The sequence below is a fragment of the Halobacillus sp. genome, from assembly GCF_049282395.1.
Lineage (GTDB): Bacteria > Bacillota > Bacilli > Bacillales > Halobacillaceae > Halobacillus.
In genome coordinates this window covers 1-10,037 of sequence record NZ_JBAPTY010000139.1, presented here as the reverse complement: position 1 = coordinate 10,037, position 10,037 = coordinate 1, and the positions used below count along the sequence as shown (strand labels likewise).

Here is a 10,037-nt window from a genome sequence, read left to right as displayed (position 1 = left end):
GTGTCCAAGAACAGGCCCACATGACCGCCACTGCGCAAAATATAAAGAAAATGGTTCTCCTATTGATAAAAAGAGAGTAAGATTCTCTCTTCAACTGTCCAATCCCTTATACATAAGAAGTAAATGTAAAAAAATGGATTTAAAACTCCGATAAAGTTTTGTTTCTCAACAAGCTGAAAAGGCCAACACCTATACAAAGGTGTTGGCCTTTTTTTAAGATCTAGTCCATTTCTTTAACCCGTCTAATTGTTTTCTTAGCTTATTTAAAGCTTCAGAATTTTCCAGGTGAATTTTAGTCTGGCATACTGGGCAGGTGATAGTATGGTTATTTTCAAAGACAGCACTGGTTCCAATCTCCATATCTTTATTACAATGAGGACACTGCAAATTCACTTTTTGCGCCTTAAATTTTTCTTTAGCATCCATAAAGAATATCTCCTCCTTAATACTAGGATTCGACATAAGCTAATCATTTCCTGTTTATGGATATGGTTTAAATAATAAAAAGCCAACATTAATTGACATAATCTGTTTATGGTCAATTAATGTTGGCTTTTTTCCGGTCTATAGGGGAGGGGGCTTACGATATATTTTTTTGCTGTAATAAGAATCGGAAGTAATTATCGATTTGTTTTATGTCATCAGGCTGGATGCCGAACCAGGCTTTTTTATCAAAAAAAACTGGTTTGTCATACCCTTTCGTTTCAAGAAGCTGTTTGATCTCTCTAATTTCATCTTCTTTTTCATCGCTCATACCCAGTAAGTAATCGGCAGTGGTTTGGAGCGCGTGAGCAATTTTAGTTAAATCACTCAAATCAGGGGAAGTGTAATTCCTTTCCCAATTTGACACGACCTGCGGAGAGACACCGACCTTTTCAGCCAAGTTCGATTGGGTTAACCTTCGATTTTTTCTTAGTGAACGAATTCTTTCATGAACCACTGTGGACGCCTCCTTTTTTATACTATAACACAAACTAACGAATCTCGATAGTATAACTAACGAATATTTTGATTTATACTAACGGATTACGTTAGTGTTAGTAACGTAATCCGTTAGTATATGCTCTGAGGTATGATTCCTATGCGTTTCATGTATAATGGGTATCAGTGATGGAGGTGTGAAAGATGAAGCCATTAGTCATTTCTGTAGTTGGTCCTACGGCTGTTGGTAAATCAAAACTTGGGGTTGAAATTGCGAAACGTTTTGGAGGGGAAGTCATCAGCGGAGATTCAATGCAGATTTATAAATCGATGGATATTGGAACGGCGAAGGTTACGGAACAGGAAATGCAAGGTATTCCTCATCACTTGGTTGATATAAAAGAACCCGACGAAAGTTTTTCTGTAGCTGAATTTCAGGATAAGGTTCAAAACCTCATACGTACGATCAGCTCTCAGGGGAATTTGCCAGTGATTGTTGGCGGGACCGGATTATACATACAGGCTACGCTTTATAATTTTAATTTTTCTGAGCAAAAAAGGGATGAGCAGGTTATCAAGCGCCTGGAAAAGGAAGCTTGCGAGTATGGTATGGAAGCTCTGTACCGACGTTTGCAATCGGTTGATCCTGAGCAGGCAAAAAAAGTCCACCCAAACAATGAACGGCGTGTATTAAGAGCGCTGGAAGTTTATGAAACCACAGGCAAAGTGATGAGCGATTATCAGAAACAACAAAGCAATGAATCACCTTTCCGCCCTGTAATTATAGGTCTTGAGATGGAAAGAGAAGAGTTGTATAACCGAATTAATCGCAGGGTGGATCATATGGTGGAAGAAGGATTAATCGCTGAGGTGAGAGGCTTATACAATAAAGGTTATGAACATACACAGGCGATGAAGGCAATTGGCTACAAAGAGTTTCTTCCATACTTTAATGGAGAATACAGTTTGGATCGTGCTGTAGAGCTGCTCAAAAGAAATTCCAGACGCTATGCTAAGAGGCAGTACACTTATTTTCGTAATAAAATGAATGTCCATTGGTATTCGATTTCAGAGCAGGGGTACGAGGAGAAATTTGAAACAATTTTAAATGATTTAGCAGGAATGATGAAGTGAGAAATAGAAAGGTACTAATACAGATAGAATAGAGGAGGAAAATCCATGGCTCAATCCGTAAATATCCAAGATAACTACTTAAACCAACTGAGAAAAGAACGTATGCAAGTGACTGTCTTTCTGCTTAACGGTTTCCAGCTTCGGGGGACTGTTAAGGCATTTGATAATTTTACTGTCCTTCTCGAGACCGATGGGAAGCAGCAATTAATTTTCAAACATGCCATTTCAACGTTTGCTCCGATGAAAAACGTTTCATTGGAGAAAGAATAGAATTTTAAAAGAACGGACGCTGTTTAAGCGTCCGTTTTTATTTTGGTCGTTTATTGGCCACTGTTAAATAGGCTGCTGTCACAGGTTTGGTTTTAAATGCGTATGATGAATGGAAACGAGGAGGGATCCATGTGCACTCGCAAGCAAAAACAGCTAAGCCAGGAACAATTAACATTGTTCTTAATGATACGAAGTCTAAAGCTGTGCCCATCCAGCACGTTCGCCCTAAAGAGCAGCCTTTAACACCTTTTCGTAGAATTGATGATTTCTTTTCATCGATCGTGGGTCTTGGGGATTTGAAAGTTCGTATTAAGGAAATTTACGCTCAGGTATTAATTGCTCATAAAAGGAAAGAACTAGGTTTGAAATCTGATCAACAGGTACTCCATATGGTTTATAAAGGAAACCCGGGTACAGGGAAAACAACAATCGCCAGAATGGTAGCCCAGCTTTTTTATGAAATTGAAGTGCTTGAGAAGGGGCATTTTATAGAAGTGGACCGCAGTGATCTTGTTGGAGAATATATAGGCCATACAGCAAAAAAAACAAAAGACTTAATCCATAAGGCACTCGGTGGCGTTCTCTTTATTGATGAAGCTTATTCTTTGGCGAGAGGCGGGGAAAAGGACTTCGGAAAGGAAGCTATTGATACGATAGTGAAATGCATGGAGGATCACCATAATCAATTTATTATCATTCTAGCCGGATATCCAGATGAAATGGATGATTTTTTACAAATTAATCCCGGCTTAGCCTCCCGTTTTCCAATCCAGCTATCTTTTTCGAATTATTCCGCCTCCGAATTAGCAGCTATTGCTCACGGCATGATCCGTGATCGCGATTATTGTCTGACAGCTGACGCAGAAAGAAAATTATATCAGCATTTAACCTATGTTTGTTCCCGTAAAGCCGGAAATTTTTCGAACGCTCGATATGTACGTAATGTAATAGAAGAAGCTATACGCAAACACGCCTGGCGGGTAATTAGCAGCCCAAATCAAAAGAAAGCAGCGTTAATGACTTTAGAAGCGGAAGATTTTTCGATAACGAACCCGTTTCCGTCCCCATAATGGTACCGTTATCTATCTACGGTACTTTTTGGTATGATAGGAATGGAATCATTCAGGTATATAGAAAAGAAGGTGGAATTATGCAAGGTAAAGAGCGAGTGATCCTAGTAGCCAGAAAAGATCCTAACGAGGAAGAAAAGCGGTTTAACTCTTCACTTGAGGAACTCCATTCGTTAACGGAAACTGCGGATGGAGATGTATGCAGAGTTATTACACAAAAAAGGGACCGGGTACACCCGGCTACATATTTGGGTGAAGGGAAGTTAGAAGAGATAAAAGCTGCAGCTTTGGAAACAGAAGCTGAGCTAATTATCTTTAATGACGAGCTTACTCCTGGCCAGCTTAGGAATATTTCAGATAAAGTTGAAAGACGTGTGCTGGACAGAAGTCAGCTTATTTTAGATATATTCGCCAGCCGCGCACGCACTAAGGAAGGTAAACTTCAAGTAGAATTAGCCCAACTGCAGTACTTATTGCCTCGTCTGGCAGGACAGGGGACAGAGCTTTCCCGATTGGGCGGGGGAATCGGAACACGTGGTCCTGGAGAGACAAAACTTGAAACCGATCGCCGTCACATAAGACGCAGAATCGATGATATTAAGAAGCGTTTGAACTCTGTAGTCAAGCAGAGGGAACAGTATCGCCAGCGTCGTAAAGAAAACCGGGCTTTTCAAATTGCGATTGTAGGTTATACCAACGCAGGGAAATCCACATTTTTTAATCGTGTGACGGAAAGTGATTCATATGAAGAAAATCTGTTGTTTGCTACTCTCGACCCTTTGACGAGGCAGATGAGTCTTCCATCAGGATTTCAAGCCCTTATTTCCGATACTGTAGGTTTTATTCAAGACCTGCCGACCACGCTTATTGCTGCTTTCAGGTCCACACTTGAAGAGGTGACAGAAGCTGATTTTATTCTGCATATGGTGGATGCTTCTCATCCTGACCACCTGCAGCAAGAAAAAACAGTTTTGCGGCTGCTTGATGAATTAGGAGCGGGTCAGTTGCCAATGCTTACGGTTTATAATAAAAAGGATTTACTTCGAGAGGATTTTATACCCGAAACTCATCCATCCTTAACCGTAAGTGTACATGACCGGATTGATTTAAAGAGGATTTTAGATAAAGTAGAAGTTGTACTAAAGGAAGAGTGGCATGAATACGATGTGTTTATTCCTGCCTCAGAAGGTAAACGACTTCAGCAATTTAAAAAGTTTAGCATGATTACAAGCATGAACTTCTACGAAGATAAAGAGGGGTATGCTATTCACGGATTTATACATCCAGAGCACCCGTTGAGACACCAGATACTATAAAGTTAGGAAGACACCGTCATGAATATCCAAACCATTAAAATGCAAAGTGAACAAGAAATAATACCAGAGCATAAACGAATTGATGAAATTGTTGAATTTAATCAGGGCAAAGTACTTCGTGCTTTCCAGAAATTAAGAGTGAGTGATTCTCATTTTAACCCCACCACTGGTTATGGATACGATGACTTTGGGAGAGAGACACTAGAATCTCTGTATGCAGAAATTTTCGGGGCTGAAGATGCCCTTGTCCGGCCGCAATTGATTTCAGGAACCCATGCTATTACAACAACATTATTCGGCGTACTCCGTCCCGGGGATGAACTTTTATATATCACAGGTGAGCCCTATGACACCCTCAGGGATGTTATAGGGACAGGCCGGAAAAAGGATATGGGATCGCTTAGAGATTTCGGGGTTTCTTATCAGTCCATACCTTTAACCAGGGGGGGAGATTTTCAGGTTGAGGAAATCCTTTCGTCCATCTCTTCTGCTACGAAGATGATAGGAATTCAGCGTTCAAAAGGATATGAGGATCGGCCGTCATTCACTATAAAACAAATCTCTTCTATAATTGAACGAATCCGAGAAGTGAAAAGTGACATCATCATTTTTGTCGACAATTGCTACGGAGAGTTTGTGGAAATGAAAGAGCCGCTTGAAGCAGGAGCTGATTTAATCGCCGGGTCATTAATCAAAAACCCCGGAGGCGGAATCGCTAGAATGGGCGGTTACATAGCCGGCAAAGAAGAACTCATTGAACTATGCAGCTACCGGTTAACAGCCCCAGGGTTAGGTAAAGAAACAGGAGCGAGCCTCAATAGTCTTCAGGAAATGTATCAAGGTATCTTTCTAGCGCCTCATGTAGTAGGAGAAGCACTAAAGGGGGCTGTGTTTACGGCTCACTTTCTTAAGATGCTTGGCTTTAGCACGAACCCTTCCCATGATGCTGTCCGTACCGATTTAATTCAGTCTGTTAATTTTGATTCTGCTGAGCAAATGATTCGGTTCTGCCAGTCCATTCAACAAGCATCTCCAGTGAATTCACACGTCAGCCCGCAGGCAAGTCCTATGCCAGGATATGATGATCATGTCATCATGGCAGCAGGAACCTTTATTCAGGGGGCGAGTCTTGAGCTTACGGCTGACGGCCCTATAAGACCTCCTTACACGGCTTTTGTGCAAGGCGGGTTAACTTATTCACACGTGAAAATAGCTGTAACTGCAGCAATCGAACGCCTTCTAGAAGAAGGGTATGTAAGGGTGAGTTCAACCAGCGAATGAGATTTTTTCTTACTTTATCGCTTTTAAACTATATTTGTGTGAACATTCCTCACATATGTTGACATATCCTTTACTTATCGTATAATTAAATCAGTATCATTCTTATGGGGAGGAGGCACATCGATGAGTGATGAAATTCGTCGTTCTATGCCGTTATTCCCGATGGGGATTGTTCAATCACTGACAGACCTTTCTGCCCGGCAGATCCGTTATTATGAACAGCACCAGCTAGTACAACCAGCCCGTTCAGAAGGGAACCGCCGGCTGTTTTCATTCAATGATGTAGATCGATTGCTGGAAATTAAAGCCCTCATTGAACAAGGCGTTAATATGGCAGGGATAAAGCAGGTTCTTAAGCTGACAGATCAGCCGGAGAACGAGGCATATGATGAGAAACGAGTAGAGGAAGTTCATAGTGAACTAACTGAAAAAGAACTGCGTCGTATGCTGCAGCAAGAACTTTTCACCGCGGGAAGACAAGGTAAACTTGGAATTAGGCAGGGGGAATTATCTAGATTCTTCCATTAAATTGTGTTGAGAGGAGACTGGAATTATGGGGTTAACCAAAGAAGAAATTTACAAGAAACTTGATGAGGAAAATGTCCGTTTTATTCGATTGCAGTTTACGGATATGCTGGGGACGATCAAAAATGTCGAAATACCGCTTAGTCAACTGGATAAGGCTTTAGAGGGTATGATGATGTTTGATGGTTCATCTATCGAAGGGTTCGTACGCATCGAGGAATCTGACATGTACTTAGTACCAGATTTGGATACATTCGTGGTCTTTCCTTGGACATCTGAAAAAGGAAAAGTAGCACGTTTCATTTGTGACATTTACAACCCGGACAAGACTCCTTTTGAAGGGTGCCCACGTTATAACTTAAAACGTAACATCAAGAAAATGGAAAAGCTTGGTTTTTCCGCGTTTAACATAGGTACAGAACCTGAGTTCTTTTTGTTTAAACTTGATGAAAAAGGCGAACCAACGATGGAACTGAACGACAAGGGTGGTTATTTCGATCTCGCTCCAACTGATTTAGGTGAAAATTGCCGCCGGGATATTGTTCTTGAACTTGAAGAAATCGGATTTGAAATAGAAGCCTCCCACCACGAAGTGGCTCCAGGGCAGCACGAAATTGATTTCAAATACTCAGATGCTGTGAAACACTGTGATGATATTCAGACATTTAAACTAGTTGTAAAAACGATCGCTCGTCAGCACGGTCTTCACGCAACTTTCATGCCAAAGCCTTTATTTGGTGTGAACGGTTCCGGGATGCATGCAAACATGTCATTGTTTAATGAGGATGGAAACGCTTTTTACGACAAAAATGGTGATAAAGAGTTATCCGAAGTTGCTTATCAGTTTACAGCTGGGATCATTAAACATGCCACAAACTTTACAGCTATCACAAACCCTACGGTAAACTCATACAAACGTCTGGTACCTGGTTATGAAGCACCTTGCTACGTTGCCTGGTCCGGCCAGAACCGCAGTCCGCTTGTACGTGTTCCTACCTCCCGTGGATTAAGCACTCGTATAGAGGTAAGAAGCGTAGACCCTGCCGCAAACCCTTATATGGCTATGTCTGTGTTATTAGCAGCAGGTCTTGACGGTGTGGAGAATAAACTAAAAGCCCCAACTCCAGTTGACCGCAACATTTATGTGATGAACAAGAAGGAACGTGAAGCGCACGGCATTAAGGATTTGCCTGCCACGCTCTTCAATGCCCTGGAAGAACTGCAGGAAGATCCAATTATGGTCGAAGCTCTTGGAGAGCACCTGTTTGAACACTTTATTGAAGCAAAAGAAATTGAATGGGACATGTTCCGTACGCAAGTACACCCTTGGGAGCGCGAACAATATCTACAAACATATTAATCCTCATCAAGCCCTGGCGCTCTAAGCGCTGGGGCTTTTTCTAATATCAAGGGACGAAAAGTAAGATGTTCTATCTTTTACCTCACACCACATTCACCCGAAGATTACGATATCCTTCCGTTTATAATGAAGTCATCCATTCTTCCACTATAACCACGGCCCCTATGGCAGACCACTTGTATTTATTAAACTAGCGAAACGAAAATACTCAAACTAACGCGAAGTCAAATTTTTAAAAGACTATAAAGGAAACAATATGATGTCTACGACTATAACCTTGTATTTGTAGAAGGCAAATATAAGTGAAAAAAGATTTTTACAATAACAACCAGCCTTCAGCGATTTTATAAGGAGTAAAAAGTTCTTCCTGGATTTGTAGATGAATTAGTTAAGATTCATATATTTCGATTTTCAGGGCATTCAACCATGCTCTGAAAATTTTGTTCTTCAAGCAGTTAGCCTACTTGCTATAAAATTATCCTCGAAAAATTGGATTATTTAAAATGGCGTGTATCAAATACGACATTGTTCAGCATGTTGAGTTTGATACGTGATTTTAAAATAAAATCATGCGAAAACCTCATATACAACCCACTTTTGAGTGTATCGCAACACGTGTTGTGTTATGATTTATATACAACAATTGATTTGTTAGGGGATGTAGAATGGAACAATATACTGTCGACCAAGCACTGGAAAAATTGAAGCAATATAAAATTACGACACATAAGGAGAGCCTTCGACGGTGGCTGCGAAATGGCACTATTAAAGGCGTAGAACCGGCAACGCGAAAGGACGGCTGGCGAATTAATAAAGATGATCTATGGTCGTTTATCGAGGAACGTACACTGATTAATGAAATGCAAGAATCTAATACAACAAATGTTGCGAAAGAAGATGATGTCCGAGAATTTTATAGAGCGGAAATGTGGTGGGAAATTGCTCGCAAAAATATGTTCGAAGGATCTGTTGAAGTTAAAAAAACGGACGTACGCTCCTGCATTAAACAAAAAAACTATTCCGAAAAATTTGAAATTTATATATGGAATAGGATTACAGAACATACTTGGCAAGCTACGCCTCGCATCTTTTATTTGCATGATGCTTTTCTCTTTAGTAGCCAGCGTATCAAGATGGACACTAATTATAAGGAACGTAAAGAGCAAATTTTGTTCGCTTTAATTGAGTACTTAAGAAATAACGGTATTAAGTAAATAGAACGAGTAGCAAAGATGTATAAACATAAAAATAAAAGTCCTTCTGAGGTGTAGGGTGACCACTGAAATTAGATGTAATAAAACATCACGATTATGGACTTATATAATAACGAAATCCTCTCTTACTCTATCATTGATAAAAAAGATACATCCTTCGAGTTAGATAAGTTGAAGAAAAATTGCGAAGGGCGTGATGTCCTATAAAGTGATCCTTCATAGCGATGAAGGTTCGCAGTACACGTCCCTGAATTTAAAGAAGAAGACAGAAAAGAGGCATTATCAAAGTGTGTTCCGACGAGAGAACTGCTTTGATAATGCCGTCATCGCATCCTTTCACTTCACCGGAAGAATTCCGTCCTCTGCCAAACTCCAATTGAATTCAGATTTACGGCAGCCTGGGTGTTTTATTAAGTCTTATTTAACTGTGTCACTCCAGTAGGCATAAGGGCTAATATTACCTGTTTACAGTAATAATAGTCTATTTAAATATCTTACGAATGAGTTTTCCACTGACTTTACCTGCAGCTCTCCTGCCGACTCGCTGGCCAATTCGGTTATTACGAACAGCATCCACGTCGTTCCAGATTCTAAGGATTTTTGAGAGCTTTGATTTTAATCCCATATTAATCAGCTCCTTATCTATTATAGGTCAAGCTTTACGGATGACCTTAATTACGGTAAGACTTTTGAACTTAAGTACCCTGAAACAAACATTTAATAAACAAACTCTTTTCAAGGAAACTAAATCTTATGTGGAGGAAGAACGGAATAAGAACTTATTTTTAATGGGCTTTTTAGCGGTATTTAATGGGGAAAATGATCGAGTAGGAGGAGGTGACTAACCTCCGTCCTCTCACACCACCGTACGTACGGTTCCGTATACGGCGGTTTCATAAAATTCAACGTTAATTCAATGATTTTAACCCTTTACGTTGCCAATAAT

11 protein-coding genes and 1 pseudogene are annotated in these 10,037 nt (G+C 40.4%); 9 read left to right on the top strand and 3 right to left on the bottom strand.

Features of this window, described 5'->3' with window-relative positions; all coding sequences use genetic code 11:
- Nucleotides 1-213: 213 nt before the first annotated feature.
- Both WAM07_RS06560 and WAM07_RS06555 read right to left on the bottom strand, forming a co-directional pair.
- Nucleotides 214-426 (bottom strand): hypothetical protein, encoded by a 213-nt coding sequence (locus WAM07_RS06560; protein ID WP_422165736.1) that lies wholly within the window; start codon nucleotides 424-426, stop codon nucleotides 214-216.
- 154 nt (nucleotides 427-580) lie between these two features.
- Nucleotides 581-940 carry a helix-turn-helix domain-containing protein gene (locus WAM07_RS06555; protein ID WP_014643360.1) on the bottom strand — a complete coding sequence of 120 codons (360 nt, stop codon included), beginning with the start codon at nucleotides 938-940 and terminating at the stop codon, nucleotides 581-583.
- A 185-nt stretch (nucleotides 941-1,125) separates the two neighbouring features.
- Here WAM07_RS06555 and miaA point away from each other — a divergent pair, with 185 nt between their 5' ends.
- The 9 genes and pseudogenes from miaA to WAM07_RS06510 form a co-directional block, all read left to right on the top strand.
- The gene (gene miaA / locus WAM07_RS06550; RefSeq protein ID WP_422165735.1) at nucleotides 1,126-2,055 is read left to right on the top strand and encodes a tRNA (adenosine(37)-N6)-dimethylallyltransferase MiaA; all 930 of its coding nucleotides are present in this window, start codon (nucleotides 1,126-1,128) and stop codon (nucleotides 2,053-2,055) included.
- A 45-nt stretch (nucleotides 2,056-2,100) separates the two neighbouring features.
- Nucleotides 2,101-2,325 carry an RNA chaperone Hfq gene (hfq, locus tag WAM07_RS06545; RefSeq protein ID WP_014643362.1) on the top strand — a complete coding sequence of 75 codons (225 nt, stop codon included), beginning with the start codon at nucleotides 2,101-2,103 and terminating at the stop codon, nucleotides 2,323-2,325.
- Between the two features lie 131 nt (nucleotides 2,326-2,456).
- Nucleotides 2,457-3,395, top strand: coding sequence for an AAA family ATPase (locus tag WAM07_RS06540; protein ID WP_422165734.1), 939 nt, complete (start codon nucleotides 2,457-2,459; stop codon nucleotides 3,393-3,395).
- Between the two features lie 80 nt (nucleotides 3,396-3,475).
- Entirely contained in the window at nucleotides 3,476-4,711 is a 1,236-nt protein-coding gene (gene hflX, locus WAM07_RS06535) for a GTPase HflX (RefSeq protein WP_422165733.1), read from the top strand.
- An 18-nt stretch (nucleotides 4,712-4,729) separates the two neighbouring features.
- On the top strand, nucleotides 4,730-5,992 hold the full coding sequence (locus WAM07_RS06530) for an aminotransferase class I/II-fold pyridoxal phosphate-dependent enzyme (RefSeq protein ID WP_422165732.1): 1,263 nt from the start codon (nucleotides 4,730-4,732) through the stop codon (nucleotides 5,990-5,992).
- A gap of 123 nt (nucleotides 5,993-6,115) precedes the next feature.
- Nucleotides 6,116-6,520 (top strand): MerR family transcriptional regulator, encoded by a 405-nt coding sequence (locus WAM07_RS06525; RefSeq protein ID WP_422165731.1) that lies wholly within the window; start codon nucleotides 6,116-6,118, stop codon nucleotides 6,518-6,520.
- 25 nt (nucleotides 6,521-6,545) lie between these two features.
- Complete coding sequence (gene glnA, locus WAM07_RS06520) at nucleotides 6,546-7,877, top strand: type I glutamate--ammonia ligase (protein ID WP_422165730.1); 1,332 nt, start codon at nucleotides 6,546-6,548, stop codon at nucleotides 7,875-7,877.
- A 665-nt stretch (nucleotides 7,878-8,542) separates the two neighbouring features.
- Nucleotides 8,543-9,091 carry a hypothetical protein gene (locus WAM07_RS06515; protein ID WP_422165729.1) on the top strand — a complete coding sequence of 183 codons (549 nt, stop codon included), beginning with the start codon at nucleotides 8,543-8,545 and terminating at the stop codon, nucleotides 9,089-9,091.
- 90 nt (nucleotides 9,092-9,181) lie between these two features.
- Nucleotides 9,182-9,437, top strand: a pseudogene (locus WAM07_RS06510) (IS3 family transposase); the annotation flags it as partial.
- Between the two features lie 135 nt (nucleotides 9,438-9,572).
- On the opposite strand, the gene WAM07_RS06505 reads toward WAM07_RS06510, so the two are convergent.
- Entirely contained in the window at nucleotides 9,573-9,716 is a 144-nt protein-coding gene (locus WAM07_RS06505) for a hypothetical protein (RefSeq protein ID WP_175477938.1), read from the bottom strand.
- Nucleotides 9,717-10,037: the final 321 nt, after the last annotated feature.